This window comes from Neobacillus niacini NBRC 15566 (assembly GCF_001591505.1).
GTDB classification, from domain to species: Bacteria; Bacillota; Bacilli; order Bacillales; family Cytobacillaceae; genus Neobacillus; species Neobacillus niacini.
On record NZ_BCVA01000073.1, the window covers coordinates 1 to 16,949 of the forward strand.

Here is a 16,949-nt window from a genome sequence, read left to right on the forward strand (position 1 = left end):
TCTTTAAAGCTAAGGACGGTTTATAGCCGGATCCTTTTTATCTATATTTCTACATACATACAACCACCTTTAAGGAAATAACCATTTTCTTAAAGGTGGTTTTTCTATGTAGAAATACCACCTTGGTTGTAGTTTAAACAAGAGCTTAAAAAGTAAAACGACGCTCATTAGAAGCGTCGTCAGGCTGTCGAGAAAGTCTCGACAGCTCTTATTTTGATTATGAATGAACAGGGACTAGTACATTTATCTTCAAGAGCCTGTATTGAGGACAAATCCTTACTTGGTGCTCATGCAATTTGTCCTTAAGCCCCTGTATTGAGGACAATCCTTTCCTGGTGCACACCCGATTTGTCTTCAAGAGTCCGTATTGAGGACAAATCCTTGCTTGCTGCTCACGCGATTTGTCCTTAAGCCCCTGTATTGAGGACAAATCCTTACTTGGTGCACACCCGATTTGTCTTCAAGAGCCCGTATAGAGGACAAATCCTTTCCTGGTGCACACCCGATTTGTCTTCAAGAGCCCGTATTGAGGACAAATCCTTGCTTGGTGCACACCCAATTTGTCCTTAAGCCCCTGTATTGAGGACAAATCCTTGCCTCGTACTCCCACGATTTGTCCTCAAAGCACATAAAATTAAAAAATTGCCGAGAAAGATACCTTTCTCGACAATTTGAGACGACGCTTATTGGAAGCGTCTTTTTGTACTTTAAATTTTTCAAACTCAAAAATATATATTTCATAACTCCTTCAGGAATGGTGCACGCTTCTTTTATTGCCCCTTTGTACCTCGACTTCACTTTTTAAACCTTTCACTAAGGAGAAGCACATGACGATCAGGATGATTGCAAAAGGCAGGGCAGCTGCAATGGAAGCTGTTTGCAAAACATTTAAACCGCCAGCTAAAAGCAATACTGCAGCCAACGCGGATTGAATGACACCCCATGTCATTTTTATTTTATTAGAAGGATTTAATGTTCCGCCTTCACTTAACATCCCCAAAACAAAAGTGGCTGTATCAGCGACCGTTATATAATAAATAGCTACAACTGCAAATCCCAATATACTTAACACTGAACTTAATGGCAGATAATCAAAAAAGGTAAAGATAGCTAATGAAACATTTTCAGTAATATTTTTTGCCAGGTCATGGTTTCCTGTGTTTTGGACAAGCTCAAGCGCAGCGCCTCCAAAGATCGACATCCAGAGACATGTTCCAAGAGTAGGAACAACCAGTACGCCAATAACAAATTCTCTTACTGTTCTTCCTTTTGAAACCCTGGCAATAAACATACCAACAAATGGGGCCCAGGCAATCCACCATGCCCAATAAAATAGTGTCCATGACGCGATCCATTCCCCTTCTCCAAAGGGCTTTAATCTTAAACTCATATGTATAAAGTCACTAATATAAAGACCCGTTGTATTAAAAAAAACTTTAATGATAGTCACCGTTGGACCAACAATCAAAATTAGCAGCATAATCGCAAAGGATAGAATCATTGCAGCATTGGATAAGTACTGAATGCCTCTTTCTAATCCTGTATTGATGGAAATAATAAAAATTACTGTTGCGACAACAATCACAATCATTTGAACATATAACTGATTAGGAACACCGAAAAGGTCATGCATTCCGGCGGTTACCTGCATAGCACCAAGTCCTAAAGAGGTTGCGATTCCAAAGACTGTTGCAAAGATAGACAAAATATCAATTGTTTTTCCAATCGGACCGTAAATTTTATCACCTAATATCGGATAGAATGCTGAACTTATCGCTGCCGGCAGCCTTTTGTTATATTGAAAAAAGGCAAGGGCTAAACCAATCACTGTGTAAATGGCCCATGGGTCCAGACCCCAATGAAAAAAGGTATATTTCATGGCGGTATTGGCGGCGTCAATTGTATAACCTTTCCCATAGGGAGGGGATGTGTAATGCGTTACAGGTTCGGCGACACTCCAGTATACAATTCCGATTCCCATCCCAGCACCGAATAACATCGCAAGCCAAGAAGCTGTGTTAAAATCCGGTCGGTCTGTTTTCTTGCCCAGCCGAATATCACCATATTTAGAGAACAATAAATAGATGGAAAAGATCACAAAGAAGAGGGTAGCACCAAGATACACCCACCCTAGGTAATCAATTGAACCATTGTAGATGATATCGGTAACCTTGGCGAGATTATCCGTAAAAAAGACTCCCCAAACAATAAAAATGAGTGTAAGTAATAGTGAAATGATAAATACGCTGTTTCCCATATTCTGATTGCTATTCATAGAAACCTCCTAGTAAAGCTTGATGTCAGGTAAAAATTTTATTATGTACGTCACTTATCAAGGAGGTTATATAGAAATTCCCACTTTTCATTGTTCAGCAACTCTTCCTGGGTTATCTCCAATCCGCCTCCAAGGTAAACGGTTTGGTCTTTGATTCCGACCACCATTGCTTCGAATATTGAGTTATTGTCTTTCTTTTTATAGATATCTCCAAACGATGGCAGTAATTCACTACTGGGCACCCCTAGGGTTCCGATGTCCGCTAAACTCTCGTCTTCAGTATTTTCCTTGTCTTTATAATCGATACGGCTGCTGTCAGAAGCGCGGCCTGGTACCATTAATAAATACTCATTATGTTTGACTCCGTGTGAATTACTAGTAATAACTCCCTTGTTATCAGACGTCTCCACCAGTTCAATTTCATTTAATGTATAGGTATCAAGGGAATCAGGCATTGGATTGTGTATTAAAATATAATCTCCTGCTTCTGCATTTCGGTCTTTTCTGAGCGTGTATGCTTTATGGTTAAAAATAAAACTGTCAGATTCCTTAGGCTTGTATTTTTCCACACTCGCGGCATTGGTTATATGCTGTGTTAAATCCCTAAGTTTAATAAGGTGCACGGACAGTTTATACATTGGTTTTACACCATAAACCTTATGCAGCTCATTGTTAAAATAAACAAATTGTCCCTTTCTTACTTGATACAGTTTCACGGATCCATCTCCCTTCAACAACAAAGCTTAATCACTCGAAGAAATATTTAATTCTACTATTATTAGGTTGTCTTATAATGGAAAATAATATTCTGGTTAGAAGGGGAGGGCAGGAGAACAAATTCCTGTACGGAAGAGAATGTGGATAGAGAAAGCTAGAGCTCTCTATATGCCCGGCTCATACGGACTAGGCAAACAAAAAAAGCCGCAGCACTATCTAAATCGATAGTACTGCGACTTTCTATAGTTGAGTTACAGTGTAAAACTTTTATAAACGAATGTTCATTAATTTCGAATAAGATAATCAAATGCACCTAATGCAGCAGTCGCACCTGATCCCATCGAAATGATGATTTGCTTGTAAGCACTATCGGTACAGTCGCCTGCCGCAAATACACCAGGGATGTTTGTAGCACCATGCTTATCAACAACGATTTCGCCAAAGCGGGTGCGTTCAAGCGTATCGCCTAACCAATCAGTGTTTGGTACAAGTCCGATTTGAACAAAGATACCCTGCAATTCAATATGCTTCTCTGCTCCAGTTTCACGGTTAATGTAGGTAATACCATTTACTTTGTCAGTACCGGTAATTTCCTTTGTTTGAGCATTCGTAATAACCGTTACATTAGGCAGGCTGTTAAGACGATCTTGCAGGACAGAATCAGCCTTTAGCTCTGGAGCAAACTCAAGAACTGTGACATGATTTACAATACCTGCCAGGTCAATGGCTGCTTCAATACCGGAATTACCGCCGCCGATTACAGCTACGTCTTTTCCTGCAAACAATGGACCGTCACAGTGTGGGCAGTAGGCTACACCTTTGTTCTTGAACTCAGCTTCACCAGGGACACCAACATTACGCCAGCGGGCACCTGTTGAAAGGATGACAGCTTTGCTTTTTAGAATCGCGCCATTCTCAAGTTCGATTTCAACTAAATCTTTCTTTTCTAAACGCTTTGCACGCTGTAAATTCATCACATCAACATTGTATTCTTTGACATGTTCTTCAAGGCTAGCAGCGACTTTTGGACCTTCTGTATATTTCGTACCGATAAGGTTCTCAATTCCCATCGTGTCCATCACTTGACCGCCGAAGCGTTCAGCCACAAGACCTGTGCGAATGCCTTTTCGTGCCGCATAGATCGCTGCACTAGCACCAGCTGGTCCTCCACCGATTACAAGCACGTCGAATGGTTCCTTATCAGATAGTTCGGATGCGTCTACACCAGAACCCATCTTTGCAAGGATTTCATCCACCGTCATCCGGCCGCCGCCAAAGTTTTCTCCATTTAGGAAAACAGTTGGAACAGCCATGATGTTTTTGCCTTCAACCTCTTCTTTATAAGCTGCTCCGTCAATCATGGTATGAGTAATACCAGGGTTGAGAAGGCTCATTAAGTTAAGGGCTTGGACCACATCAGGACAGTTGTGACAAGTCAAGCTGATGTAGGATTCAAAGTGATATTCACCTTTAATCGCTTTAATTTGATCAATGACTTTTTGTTCTACTTTAGGGGCTCTTCCGCTAACTTGCAAGAGAGCCAAAACCAATGAAGTGAATTCGTGTCCTAGAGGGATACCAGCAAAAGTTATGCCAGTATCTTCGCCGATACGATTTACACTAAAGCTTGGTGTTCTTTCTAATACTGTATTCTCAACCTTAATGTTGGTGGACATGGCAGCTAATTCGTCTACTAACAGCAACATGTCGCGCGATACATCGTCGGATCCTGCGCTGACTTTTAGAAGGACTTCGCCTTCCATCAAATTAAGATATTGGGATAACTGAGCTTTAATATCTGCATCTAGTAACATGAAATCTACTCCTTAAATTTTTCCTACTAGGTCAAGGCTTGGCTTAAGTGTTTCAGAACCTTCTTGCCATTTAGCTGGGCAAACTTCACCTGGATTGTTGCGAACATATTGTGCTGCTTTAATTTTGTTAACAAGTGTGCTTGCGTCACGGCCGATACCGTCTGCGTTGATTTCCATCGCTTGTACTACGCCGTCTGGATCGATGATGAATGTACCACGTTGTGCAAGACCTTCTTCTTCATCAAGTACATCAAATGCGCGAGTAAGTTTTTGAGATGGGTCACCAATCATAGTATATTGAATTTTGCTGATAGCAGGTGAGTGATCGTGCCATGCTTTGTGTGTGAAGTGAGTATCAGTTGATACAGAATAAACTTCAACACCAAGGTCTTTTAATGTTGCATATTCATTTTGCAGATCTTCTAATTCAGTAGGGCAAACGAATGTAAAGTCTGCTGGGTAGAAGCAAACTACACTCCATTGACCTTTAAAGTTTGCATCTGAAACAGTGATAAAATCTCCATTTTTGTACGCGTTAGCTGTGAATGCTTGTACTTCTTTACCGATTAATGACATATTGATTTCCTCCTGAAATGTTTTTTTGAGAATTGTTAACATCAAATACTAATAACTAAATTAGAATAATTCTAATACAATGTTTATTATTATATAAAAGAGCCTACTTGTCAACCAATATGTTTTATTTTTTCCATGCATTGTTTCAAGGGTATTCTATGTCATGCAATCGCCTCCAATTTCATCAGCAAATTCTCAAATAAGACTGTTTTTCTCATTAAATAGATAATTAGATGATAATATGGGAGGTGAATTAGTATTACTTCTTATAAAAATGATATATTTATAGCAGCTCTTTAGTAGCATAGATAGATTGAAAAGAGGGGTCTATATGAGATTTTTAGATCAATCCTTGGCTCAGGAAATTGTGAATCGAACAATGGATATTATAAAGCGAAATATTAATGTCATGAATGAGAAGGGTGTAATTATTGGTTCAGGCGATAAAAAAAGGATTGATTCTATTCATGAAGGAGCCATTAAGGTAATAGAAAGCCAATCGGGTTTTGAAATTAATGAATTTGAAGCGCAACAACTTCACGGGGTTAAAGAGGGGATTAACCTGCCGATTAACTTTCATGATAAAGTTGTGGGAGTCATTGGGATTACAGGGAAACCCGAGGAGATTCGAAACTATGGAGCATTGGTCAAAATGGCCGCAGAAATGATTCTTCAGCAAGCTGTACTAATCGATGAAATGCAGTGGGATGAACGATTAAAAGAGGAATTAACCAGCCAGTTAATGCAAGGAACGGAAAAATTAAATTCATTATATTTTGAAAGGATGAAACGACTCGGGATAAACTTAGATATTCCACGAGTTGCTATCATCGTAACGGTTGAAAACCAACCAAATGGGTATAAGTGGGTTCGAGATAAACTGGAAAAAGAAGATTTATATGTCATGCATCCGGACCATATCGTTCTATTAAAAAAAGTGGATATGACAGAAAAAAAGTGGGATTATTCCCAAACTGTAAACCAAATGGAAAAATGGGCTGCTGGATTAGAAAAATATCAACGGATCCATTGTAAAATAGCAATTGGAAGCTGGCACCCAGCTTTAGAAGGGCTTTCCGAGTCTTATCGAGAGGCGGTCTATACGTTGAATGTGGGTGAGAAACTTGACCCTCATAAAACCATTTATTTTTTTAAAGAATATAAATTGCCCATTTTCCTTGCACGAGCTAATCAACTTGGGATTGGGGGAGAGATTGGTCCATATTTTCAACAATTAAAGAAACAAGATAAAAAAGGGGAATTGTTGGAAACATTGATGGTGTATGTTGAGGAAAATGGAGATGTCAATAAAGCGGTGGGAAGGCTCTTTATTCACCGGAACACCCTTAGATACCGGTTGGAACGGATTGCTGAATTGACAAACAAAGACCCGCGTAATCTTAAGGATTTACTTGAGCTCTATCTTTCTATTTTGCAAAATCAAATTAAATAATTTTGTGCAAATGCACAAAAAGGCTTAGTTCTTCTAAGCCTTTTTTTGATGGACTGAACAATGTAATTAAATAGGGAAACGCTTACAATGAATGTACATCAATCAAGGAGGACTCACATATGGATCCACAAATTCAAGTAAGCGCTTTAGGTGCAGTAATTGCACTTGTTGTTGCAATTGTACTAATTTTAAAGAAAGTATCTCCTGCCTATGGAATGATTGCCGGTGCGTTAGTTGGTGGTCTTGTCGGAGGAGTCGATATAACCAATACAGTAACATTAATGATGGAAGGTGCTAAAGGTATCATTCCTGCCGTATTACGTATCTTGGCTGCAGGTGTTTTAGCTGGAGTTCTGATTGAATCAGGTGCTGCGGCCGTAATTGCTGAAACGATTGTAAAAAAGTTAGGAGAAACAAGAGCATTGCTTGCTCTAGCTATCGCAACGATGATCTTAACAACAGTTGGTGTTTTCATCGACGTTGCTGTTATTACGGTCTCACCGATTGCTCTAGCAATAGCTATGAGAGCTGGAATTTCAAAAACAGCTATTTTACTAGCGATGATTGGCGGCGGTAAAGCGGGTAACATTATGTCACCAAACCCAAATGCTATTGCTGCTTCCGATGCTTTTAATGTTCCATTAACTTCCATTATGGTCGCAGGTATTATTCCTGCCATATTCGGACTTGTCGTAACCTATATGATTGCTAAAAAACTTGTGAAAAAAGGCTCAACTGTTCAAATGCAAGAGATTCAAACTCATAATGGCGGGCCGCTTCCTTCATTTTTAGCAGCCCTTATTGCTCCTATTGCAACGATTATATTATTAGCCTTAAGACCATTGTTCGATATTAGTATCGACCCGTTGGTTGCCTTACCTGTTGGAGGTATTGTGGGGGCCATTGTAATGGGCAGAGGAAGAAAAATTAACGACTATGCTATTTCAGGCTTAGGAAAAATGTCAGGTGTGGCGATTATGCTTCTTGGGACAGGTACTCTAGCTGGAATTATTGCTAATTCTGGATTAAAAGATGTATTAATCGAAGGATTAAATGCAATTGGACTTCCAGGTTATGTTCTTGCACCGGTTTCTGGTATTTTCATGTCTGCTGCAACGGCTTCTACAACTGCGGGTACAGCTGTAGCCAGCCAGGTATTTAGTTCAACGATTTTAGGAATGGGTGTTTCTGCTATTGCGGGTGCTGCTATGATTCATGCGGGTGCAACGGTTCTAGACCACTTGCCACACGGAAGTTTCTTCCATGCAACAGGTGGAAGTGTCAATATGGAAATTAAAGAACGTCTAAAAGTGCTTCCATACGAAACACTCGTAGGTTTAACGTTAGCAATCATTTCTACTTTAATTTATGGTGTATTTCATATATTTGGATAACATCCAATAGATAGGAGAGGGAAGAAGATGAAGATTGTCATTGCGCCAGATTCCTTTAAAGAAAGTTTATCAGCACTAGAGGTCGCGGAATCAATTGAAAAGGGCTTTAAAAGGGTAATTCCTGATGCTGAATATATAAAGGTTCCAATGGCTGATGGCGGCGAAGGTACAGTACAGTCCCTAGTCGACGCCACCAATGGTAAAATCATTTCAAAAACAGTAACAGGGCCCCTAGGCGAACCAGTCGATGCTTTCTTTGGAATTCTTGGAAATAAAACGACAGCTGTAATCGAGATGGCCGCTGCCTCAGGTTTACACCTTGTACCTAGAGAGAAGCGAAATCCTCTCATCACTACAACGAGAGGGACAGGCGAATTAATTGCTGCTGCTCTCGATTACGGTGTTAACCATATCATTATTGGTGTAGGCGGCAGTGCAACAAATGACGGCGGTGCAGGAATGGCTAAAGCGCTTGGGGCACTTCTACTTGATGAGAATGGAATAGAAATCGGTGAAGGAGGCGGCTCTCTTTGTGATTTAGCCTCTATCGACCTCTCAGGATTTGACCCGCGGTTAGCAACTATTAAAATCGAGGTTGCATGTGATGTTGATAATCCGCTGACGGGGGATAAAGGAGCAGCTGCTATCTTTGGACCTCAAAAAGGGGCTACTGCTGAAATGGTAGCACTATTGGATCTGAATCTTGGTCATTATGCATCGATTATTGAGCGAGGTCTTGGTGAAAAAATAAATGATGTACCTGGGGCCGGTGCTGCAGGTGGTCTTGGGGGAGGTTTACTAGCTTTTTTGCCCTCCGAATTGAAGCGAGGAGTCGAAATTGTCATTGAAGCCACTGGCCTATCCCAAATCGTAGAGGATGCAGATTTAGTCATAACTGGAGAAGGTAAGATTGACGGCCAAACAATCTTTGGCAAAACTCCAATTGGTGTTGCTAGAACGGCTAAAAAATATGGAGTTCCTGTTATTGGAATTGCTGGAAACGTATCAAAGGATAGTGAAGTTGTTCATGAACATGGCATTGATGCCATATTCAGTATCGTCCCTGGTGTCATTTTATTAGAAGATGCATTTAAACATGCAGAAGAATACGTAGAGAGAACTTCTGCTAATATAGCTACTGTTTGGAAAATGAAATAAACAGGTTAAGGAGTCTCGTAACTAAAAAGGCGACCTTTTACTGAAACTATAAAAAAGACCCAATCAAAAGTGTTTCATTACTTTTGATTGGGTCTTTTTTACTTTTAATTATTCGCTGACTACTTCAAAAACGCCAGTTTAAAGCTATACTGCAGCCAAAGCGAGGTTACGCGTTATTTTTAAAATCTTGTATACTATATACTTCCTTAAATTCCATCCAGTTCATTTTTCGTTTCAAATGTTCACGAAAAGAATGGGTGCACCTATCTTGAGAATGATAATAGAGCAATGAAATATAACTTTGCAGTCGAACGTCTACCTTAAAATAGTATTGATGGGTTTTTGTTAGTACAGGGATATCCATGACTTTGATTTTCTTTCCAAAACTATTTTTGAACTCAAGGCTTTTACATAACAAACTATCATCTTCTTTTTCCAATTTCTTTCTATTATACCTTATTAACGGGATAAAGCGTCAAAAGATTGTTGCTATTTAATGGAGATATTTTTTAGGTAGGCTCTGTTATGATTCTTGTTTATGATATGAGGATTAATAGGCGGAGAATTTCCCCTTAATGTATATAGAGGCACTTAAGTAGCAGATATAAGCGGAGATACTCCGGTTAACTGCTCTAAATAAGACAAAATCCAAAGATTTGGATCAAATAACCGGAAAAGCTTCTCTTATTTTAATAAAATATGGGTATTTCTCAATTTAAACGGAAATTCTCCGCTTATTTTCCAAATATAGCGAAATCAACATCAGACTTTCAACAATGCTTTTATATAAAAAACCAGATTCATTTTCAGAATCTGGTTTCACTCACAATTTATGCTAATCTCATTTTAAAATCTTGATAGCCGAATTCCCGAACGATACGACAGTCGCCGTCTTTATCTTGAACGGCTATTGCTGGTAAAGGCATACCATTAAAGGTTGTGTTTTTTACCATTGTATAGATGGCCATATCACCGAATACTAAACGATCGCCGCTATTTAAGGGCTGGTCAAAAGAATAATCGCCGATAACATCGCCTGTCAAACAGGTTTGTCCGCCAAGACGATATGTATATGGCTTTTCGCCTGCTTCTCCTGATCCAAACAATGGAGGACGATAAGGCATTTCTAATACGTCAGGCATATGACAAGTTGCTGAAGTGTCAAGAATCGCAATATCGATTCCGTTACGATGTAAATCAAGGACAGAAGTGATTAAATATCCTGCATTAAGCGCAATGGCTTCACCTGGCTCAAGATATACCTCTAATCCGTATTTCTCCTGCATTCTTCTGATACAGTTTTCCAGTCTAGGAATATCGTAATCTTCTCTAGTGATATGGTGTCCCCCGCCAAAGTTAATCCATTCCATTTGCGGAAGCCATTGTCCAAATCTTTCTTCGACTGCATTTAGAGTTGTCTCTAAATCATCAGAGTTTTGCTGACAAAGGGTATGGAAGTGCAATCCAGAAACACCTTCCAGCAAATCAGGACGGAAATCTTCTTGTTTTACACCGAATCTAGAACCGGTTGAACATGGATCATAGATTTCATGTCCCACTTGCGTAGAACATTCAGGATTGATACGCAGCCCTACTTTTCTGCCAGCTGCAAGTGCTTTATCTTTAAACTTTTCCAGCTGTGAGAAGGAATTAAAAATAATATGATCACAAATGGAGATAATTTCATCTATTTCATCCGCGCGGTAGGCAGGGGCAAAGACATGATTCTCTTTGCCCATTTCTTCGTAACCAAGACGTGCCTCATATAATCCGCTTGCTGTCGTTCCGCTTAAATACTTTCCAATGAGGGGATACATTGTTGTCATAGAAAATGCTTTTTGTGCTAAAACAATTTTAGCTCCTGTACGTTCCATGACACCGTTCAGGATTTTTAGGTTCTTCTCTAGAAGACCCTCATCCACTACATAACATGGTGTTGGTAATTCTTCGAACCGCATCTTATCGAGATAACTCCAACTCTTTTTCTTTCACTGGCTCATCAACTAGAACCGGATTGAAGTCCTCTACCCATGGAAGTCCCCATTTGTTTAACTCTTCCATGAATGGATCTGGATCAAACTCTTCGATGTTGAATACGCCTGGTTTATTCCACTTTCCAGTCATTACCATTGCAGCGCCGATCATCGCTGGTACACCAGTTGTATAAGAGATCGCTTGAGAACCTACTTCTCTGTAGCACTCTTGGTGGTCACATACGTTGTAAACATAATATGTTACAGGCTTTCCGTCTTTTTTACCTTGGAAGATACAGCCAATATTTGTTTTACCAACTGTACGTGGTCCAAGAGAAGCTGGATCTGGTAAAACAGCTTTCAAGAACTGAAGCGGAATAATTTGCTTTCCTTCGAATTCGATTGGCTCGATTGAAGTCATTCCTACATTTTCAAGTGCTTTAAGGTGTGTAATATAGCTTTGGCCAAATGTCATGAAGAAACGGATACGCTTAAGGCCAGGCATGTTTTTTGCAAGAGATTCAAGCTCTTCGTGGTAAAGCAGGTACATATCTTTTTGGCCAACTTCAGCGAAGTTATATTCGCGTTTGATTTCCATTGGCTCCGTTTCAACCCATTCACCGTTTTCCCAGTAACGGCCGTTAGCAGATACTTCACGGATATTGATTTCAGGGTTGAAGTTTGTTGCGAACGGATAGCCATGGTCGCCGCCGTTGCAGTCAAGAATATCGATATATTCGATTTCATCGAAATAATGTTTTAATGCATATGCAGAGAATACTCCCGTTACACCTGGGTCAAAGCCGCTGCCTAAAAGAGCTGTAATTCCAGCTTTTTCAAAGCGCTCTTTGTAATCCCATTGCCATTTGTATTCAAATTTTGCTGTATCCTCTGGCTCGTAGTTAGCTGTATCCATGTAGTGAGTCTTTGTTGCAAGACAAGCATCCATGATTGTTAAGTCTTGATATGGTAATGCTAAGTTCATCACGATATCTGGTTTTACTTCGTTGATTAACGCAATTAACTCTTCAACATTATCTGCATCTACTTGAGCAGTAGTAATTTTCGTCTTAGTTGTGCCTTCTAATTTTGCTTTTAATTCATCGCATTTTGATTTTGTACGACTTGCAATACAAATCTCTTCAAATACGTCACTGTTTTGAACACATTTATGAACTGCAACTGAAGCCACGCCGCCGGCGCCAATAATAAGTGCTTTTCCCATTCTCCTATCTCCCAACTAAATAGATTTTTTCCAAACAAAAAAACAAGTGCAAAAAACGCGTATGAGGCGCACAACACTTGTTTCGATAATCTAATCAATATTAATAAGCACAGTAATCCGCAACACACACGGATACCCTCGCATAAAAGTCATAGGACATTATGAAAGAAAGCGCCTTAATATTCAAGATATATCTATAGGATCAGAGTCTATATAGCAAATAATTACTTTTACTACTCTTATTGACCGTTTCACAAGTTGTGTGCATCGCGCACTGGTTGTAAAGTAACCAACTTATAAAATTTGAGCTTTTAACTCAATCAATAAGGCAACTAAAGTTGCCAATCGGCATTTGACCCGGCTGTCCGTATGGCCTTAACTTTCAGAGAAAGTGGTCAAAAATTATCTGCTGGAAAGACTCAAGATATATTGAATAATAGCTTTCCAATAACGCTATTTCATATTAGCAGAATATAAATAGCGCCGCAATAGAGAATTTAAATTTTTTTTTAGGATATTTCTTCCTCATTTTGCTAGTATTATTTTATCCTCAGTCTACAGATACTTTAATAAGAGCTTAAGCCTTATTCAGCAAGGCATCCTTGAGTTCAAAAAACACTACAACTCCTTCAACGAGGAAGGTTTTGCAGTGTTTATATGGTTAGTTTATTATCGTTACCTTTACTTGTTTTCTTCCAAAATCAATTGCTTCTTGTTTCGAAGGGATAAAGATATCAATTTTATTTCCTTTAATCGCGCCGCCCGTATCTCCGGCGATTGCTTCACCGTAGCCTTCTACATAAACTTTACTGCCGAGCGGTATAACACTCGGGTCAACGGAGATTACCTTTTGATTCGGGTTTTCTAAAAGGTTAATTCCAGTGGCTGTAATACCGGAACAGCCTTCACAAGTGGCTGTATAGGCGGTCGCTTCTACTGTAATTTCCTTCCCGCTTGGTGCAGCTGCTTCTGTTGCAGGTACACTTTCAACCGGTGCTGGCGCTGGTGTTTCTACCTCAGGTGCGCTTTCAGTGGAAACTTCCACAGCTGGTGCAGTTTCCGTTTGCGGTTCTGCTTCGGGCTGTTGTGGTTGTTCTGTTAAAACGATATTCGTAGTTTTTATACCTTCAAAGATTACTAGATTTAAACCAGGATGAATTAAATCCGTATGTAATTGGTTCCATTCTTTAATTTGCGAAACGCTTACCTGGTGATCGATGGCTATATCCCATAATGTGTCGCCTTTTATAACCGTATATTGTTTTTCCGGTGCGACAGTTAGTACATCCCCTGGATGAATAAGGTCTGTGGTAAGTTTATTTAACTTTTGGAGATTTTCTAGTGACATGTTATTTGTACGTGATAGAGCCCAAAGCGTATCTCCCTTTTGTACGGTGATACTCTCAGCATGTACATTAGCACTTACAGTTACTGAGAGTACAGCAACTGCTAAAATTGATACAAATTTCTTAAGCATTCTTTTACCCTCCATGTTCTTTGGTTGCTAATTTTTTATCATCGTAACATAGAATTTTCTGAGAAAAAGAACAGGGAGGTGTTAGTTCGGTTACATCTGTCTCAATTCTATTGCAATAATATTTCTGTCATTTCGTAATAAGAATGTAACGGTGTGAAGTCATTTAAGAAACGAGTTCTTTAGGTTGAAATTCAAATTTTTTATTTTTAACTAAATAGCTTTTAATTTTTCGATTGATTCATTTAATAGGAAGAGTGTTGTCTATTTTTCTCTTAATTCGTTATATTCCAATAATTAGTACTATCCAATCTTTCTGAATTTATGATATATTAGAAAAGTCATTTTATAAATTAGAGCAATCAACTTAATATGGGGAGTGTAGAAAATGAAAAAATTGAGCTTATTTGCGTTGTTTTTGGTTCTAACTCTTTTTATCGCGGCATGCGGGACCGATAAAACGGCGAGTGAAAGTGGTAAAAGTGAAAAAGTATATAAAGTTGGTGTAGATACAACCTATCCTCCGTTTGAATTTAAAGAAGGAGACGAGTATAAGGGTATCGATATCGAATTGATTAATGCGATAGCAGAAAACCAAGGGTTTAAAATCGAACTTTCGCCAATGGACTTTGGTGGAATTATTCCAGCTATGCAAGCTAACCAGCTTGACGTGGCAATTGCTGGAATGAGTATTACAGAAGATAGAAAAAAGATTGTAGATTTCTCTTCACCGTATTTTGACGCAGGATTAATCGTCGTTGTTAAAGATGATAATTCAACGATTAAATCCGTTGATGACCTTAAAGGGAAAAAAGTCGCTGTTAAAAAAGGTACGTCAGGTGCGAAATATGCAGTTGATAATGCTTCAAAATTAGGAATTGAAATTGTTCAATTTAACGATAGTCCTGCGATGTTCCAAGAAGTATCGAATGGAAATGCAGATGCCCTAATTGAAGATTACCCAGTTATCTCTTATGCCATTGCCCAGAAGGATCTAGGATTAAAACTTGTCGGTGATCGTTTAAATGGTGATCAATACGGAATTGCTGTATTGAAAGGTGAAAATAAGGATTTATTAGAGAAAATTAACAACGGACTTGAAGAGCTTAAAAAAGATGGAACGTATGATAAAATTTTAAAAACGTATCTTGGTGAATAAAATTATAGGATAAGGCGTGCTTAAAGCAAGCGCGTCTTCTTTTTGAAAGGGGATGATTGGAATGGATATTATTTCTGCAGCTTTGCCGATGTTATTAAAAGGACTTCAAGTAACACTATATATATTTGTGATCGCTATTATCATTGGTTTTTTAGTTGGTTTAGTAATCGCCTTATTCCGATTGGCACCAATTAAGATCCTGAATTGGATTGCAAAAATCTATGTGGATGCCATTCGAGGAACGCCATTTATTGTGCAATTGTTTTTTATCTACTTTGGTTTAAATTCACTCCAGATTATTTCCTTAAACAGTACGACAGCCGGTATTATAACAGTTGCCATTAATGCAGGGGCCTATTTTGCTGAAATTATAAGGGCTGGTATCCAATCGATTGATAAGGGACAAACGGAAGCGGCAAGATCGATTGGCTTTACTGGTGCCCAAACTATGCGCTATATCATTCTTCCACAGGCTTTTAGAAGAATGCTCCCAACCATCACGAATCAATCCATCATCAGTTTAAAAGATACTTCGCTTTTATCGGTCATTGGTATTGCCGATTTAACACAGCAGGGTCAAATTCAAGCCTCGGCTACATTTGAAGCTTTTAAGATTTGGCTGGCTGTAGGTGTCATTTACTTCATCATCATTTACTTGTTAACACTTCTTGCTAATTTTGTTGAGAGGAGGTTCCAACTTCGATGAGTATGATCACGGTAAAAAACTTGAGGAAATCTTTTGGTAAGCTAGAGGTTTTAAAGGACATTAATGCAGAAGTGAAGGAAAAAGAAGTTATTTGTGTTATCGGACCTTCTGGTTCAGGTAAGAGTACTTTCCTACGCTGCTTAAATCGCTTGGAGGAGATAACTGGCGGTCAGGTAGTCATTAATGGACATGATATAACGGACAAAAAGGTCGATCTTAACAAGGTTAGACAAGAGGTTGGAATGGTATTTCAACAATTTAATCTATTCCCACATAAAACCGTATTAGAAAACATCACATTGGGTCCTATTAAGATTCATGGTACAGAGAAAACGGAAGCGGAAAAATTAGCGCTTGAGTTACTAGATAAAGTAGGTCTTAGAGAAAAAGCCAATAGCTACCCGGGTGAGCTATCTGGAGGACAAAAGCAGCGTGTTGCGATTGCTAGAGCACTAGCTATGAATCCGAAGATTATGCTTTTTGACGAGCCGACCTCTGCACTTGATCCTGAAATGGTCGGTGATGTTTTAGAAGTTATGAAACAGCTTGCTAAAGAAGGGATGACAATGGTGGTTGTTACCCATGAAATGGGCTTTGCGCGAGAAGTAGGAGACCGTGTTATTTTCATGGATGGCGGCTATATTGTCGAAGAAAATGAACCGAATGCGTTATTCGGCAACCCTCAGCATGAACGAACGAAAGCATTCTTGAGTAAGGTGCTATAGTTTCTATATGAAAAGGATGGTGCAGTTTTGCACCATCCTTTTTATGTTGTGGTACAGTAGTGAAAAATGTCGATCAAGGACAAATCAGGAAAGTTCCCGTTAAGATTCGACCTTCATAAGCGTGATGAAAGACAAAACAGGAGAGTTCTCATTGAGATTAGTCCTTCATAAGTGTGATGAAAGACAAAACAGGAGAGTTCTCGTTGAGATTAGTCCTTCATGAGTGTGATGAAAGACAAAACAGGAGAGTTCCTAGTAAGATTAGTCCTTCATAAGGTCGATGAAGGACAAAACAGGAGA

General features: G+C 39.2%; 14 protein-coding genes. 6 read left to right on the forward strand and 8 right to left on the reverse strand.

What is annotated here, in order from left to right:
* Positions 1-748: 748 nt before the first annotated feature.
* The 4 genes from BANA01_RS27450 to ahpC form a co-directional block, all read right to left on the reverse strand.
* Positions 749-2,275, reverse strand: coding sequence for a glycine betaine uptake BCCT transporter (locus BANA01_RS27450; protein ID WP_034673785.1), 1,527 nt, complete (start codon positions 2,273-2,275; stop codon positions 749-751).
* A gap of 50 nt (positions 2,276-2,325) precedes the next feature.
* Positions 2,326-2,991, reverse strand: coding sequence for a hypothetical protein (locus BANA01_RS27455; protein ID WP_034673784.1), 666 nt, complete (start codon positions 2,989-2,991; stop codon positions 2,326-2,328).
* 285 nt (positions 2,992-3,276) lie between these two features.
* Positions 3,277-4,806 carry an alkyl hydroperoxide reductase subunit F gene (gene ahpF / locus BANA01_RS27460; protein WP_034673782.1) on the reverse strand — a complete coding sequence of 510 codons (1,530 nt, stop codon included), beginning with the start codon at positions 4,804-4,806 and terminating at the stop codon, positions 3,277-3,279.
* A gap of 12 nt (positions 4,807-4,818) precedes the next feature.
* Complete coding sequence (gene ahpC / locus BANA01_RS27465) at positions 4,819-5,382, reverse strand: alkyl hydroperoxide reductase subunit C (RefSeq protein ID WP_034673780.1); 564 nt, start codon at positions 5,380-5,382, stop codon at positions 4,819-4,821.
* A 331-nt stretch (positions 5,383-5,713) separates the two neighbouring features.
* Between ahpC and BANA01_RS27470 the strand changes: the two genes are divergently transcribed.
* The 3 genes from BANA01_RS27470 (at position 5,714) to BANA01_RS27480 (ending at position 9,387) form a co-directional block, all read left to right on the forward strand.
* Positions 5,714-6,835: a sugar diacid recognition domain-containing protein gene (locus BANA01_RS27470; protein ID WP_034673778.1), complete on the forward strand. Its 1,122-nt coding sequence runs from the start codon at positions 5,714-5,716 to the stop codon at positions 6,833-6,835.
* A gap of 119 nt (positions 6,836-6,954) precedes the next feature.
* Positions 6,955-8,229: a GntP family permease gene (locus tag BANA01_RS27475; RefSeq protein ID WP_034673774.1), complete on the forward strand. Its 1,275-nt coding sequence runs from the start codon at positions 6,955-6,957 to the stop codon at positions 8,227-8,229.
* A gap of 27 nt (positions 8,230-8,256) precedes the next feature.
* Complete coding sequence (locus BANA01_RS27480) at positions 8,257-9,387, forward strand: glycerate kinase (RefSeq protein ID WP_034673770.1); 1,131 nt, start codon at positions 8,257-8,259, stop codon at positions 9,385-9,387.
* A 166-nt stretch (positions 9,388-9,553) separates the two neighbouring features.
* Here the strand turns inward: BANA01_RS27480 and BANA01_RS27485 are convergent, their stop codons facing one another.
* The 4 genes from BANA01_RS27485 to BANA01_RS27500 form a co-directional block, all read right to left on the reverse strand.
* Positions 9,554-9,826 (reverse strand): DUF2535 family protein, encoded by a 273-nt coding sequence (locus BANA01_RS27485; protein WP_326160879.1) that lies wholly within the window; start codon positions 9,824-9,826, stop codon positions 9,554-9,556.
* A gap of 391 nt (positions 9,827-10,217) precedes the next feature.
* Positions 10,218-11,345 (reverse strand): carboxynorspermidine decarboxylase, encoded by a 1,128-nt coding sequence (nspC, locus tag BANA01_RS27490; RefSeq protein ID WP_034673765.1) that lies wholly within the window; start codon positions 11,343-11,345, stop codon positions 10,218-10,220.
* 1 nt (position 11,346) lies between these two features.
* Positions 11,347-12,585 (reverse strand): saccharopine dehydrogenase family protein, encoded by a 1,239-nt coding sequence (locus BANA01_RS27495; RefSeq protein ID WP_034673763.1) that lies wholly within the window; start codon positions 12,583-12,585, stop codon positions 11,347-11,349.
* 661 nt (positions 12,586-13,246) lie between these two features.
* Positions 13,247-14,062, reverse strand: a complete 816-nt coding sequence (locus BANA01_RS27500) for a 3D domain-containing protein (protein ID WP_034673760.1) — start codon at positions 14,060-14,062, stop codon at positions 13,247-13,249.
* Between the two features lie 385 nt (positions 14,063-14,447).
* On the opposite strand from BANA01_RS27500, the gene BANA01_RS27505 reads away from it, so the two are divergent.
* From BANA01_RS27505 to BANA01_RS27515, 3 genes are all read left to right on the forward strand, one after another.
* Complete coding sequence (locus BANA01_RS27505; RefSeq protein ID WP_034673758.1) at positions 14,448-15,218, forward strand: transporter substrate-binding domain-containing protein; 771 nt, start codon at positions 14,448-14,450, stop codon at positions 15,216-15,218.
* Positions 15,219-15,279: 61 nt separating this feature from the next.
* Positions 15,280-15,924 carry an amino acid ABC transporter permease gene (locus BANA01_RS27510; RefSeq protein ID WP_034673756.1) on the forward strand — a complete coding sequence of 215 codons (645 nt, stop codon included), beginning with the start codon at positions 15,280-15,282 and terminating at the stop codon, positions 15,922-15,924.
* Positions 15,921-16,649: an amino acid ABC transporter ATP-binding protein gene (locus BANA01_RS27515; protein ID WP_034673754.1), complete on the forward strand. Its 729-nt coding sequence runs from the start codon at positions 15,921-15,923 to the stop codon at positions 16,647-16,649. Before BANA01_RS27510 ends, BANA01_RS27515 begins: the two co-directional genes overlap by 4 nt.
* The last annotated feature ends 300 nt before the right edge of the window (positions 16,650-16,949 follow it).

Bases quoted from the DNA above. Each gene is read 5' to 3' on its own strand.
- BANA01_RS27495 (WP_034673763.1), bottom strand. From the start codon at position 12,585: ATGGGAAAAGCACTTATTATTGGCGCCGGCGGCGTGGCTTCAGTTGCA.
- BANA01_RS27500 (WP_034673760.1), bottom strand. From the start codon at position 14,062: ATGCTTAAGAAATTTGTATCAATTTTAGCAGTTGCTGTACTCTCAGTA.
- BANA01_RS27510 (WP_034673756.1), top strand. From the start codon at position 15,280: ATGGATATTATTTCTGCAGCTTTGCCGATGTTATTAAAAGGACTTCAA.
- ahpF (WP_034673782.1), bottom strand. From the start codon at position 4,806: ATGTTACTAGATGCAGATATTAAAGCTCAGTTATCCCAATATCTTAAT.
- nspC (WP_034673765.1), bottom strand. From the start codon at position 11,345: ATGCGGTTCGAAGAATTACCAACACCATGTTATGTAGTGGATGAGGGT.
- ahpC (WP_034673780.1), bottom strand. From the start codon at position 5,382: ATGTCATTAATCGGTAAAGAAGTACAAGCATTCACAGCTAACGCGTAC.
- BANA01_RS27515 (WP_034673754.1), top strand. From the start codon at position 15,921: ATGAGTATGATCACGGTAAAAAACTTGAGGAAATCTTTTGGTAAGCTA.
- BANA01_RS27475 (WP_034673774.1), top strand. From the start codon at position 6,955: ATGGATCCACAAATTCAAGTAAGCGCTTTAGGTGCAGTAATTGCACTT.
- BANA01_RS27505 (WP_034673758.1), top strand. From the start codon at position 14,448: ATGAAAAAATTGAGCTTATTTGCGTTGTTTTTGGTTCTAACTCTTTTT.
- BANA01_RS27480 (WP_034673770.1), top strand. From the start codon at position 8,257: ATGAAGATTGTCATTGCGCCAGATTCCTTTAAAGAAAGTTTATCAGCA.
- BANA01_RS27470 (WP_034673778.1), top strand. From the start codon at position 5,714: ATGAGATTTTTAGATCAATCCTTGGCTCAGGAAATTGTGAATCGAACA.
- BANA01_RS27450 (WP_034673785.1), bottom strand. From the start codon at position 2,275: ATGAATAGCAATCAGAATATGGGAAACAGCGTATTTATCATTTCACTA.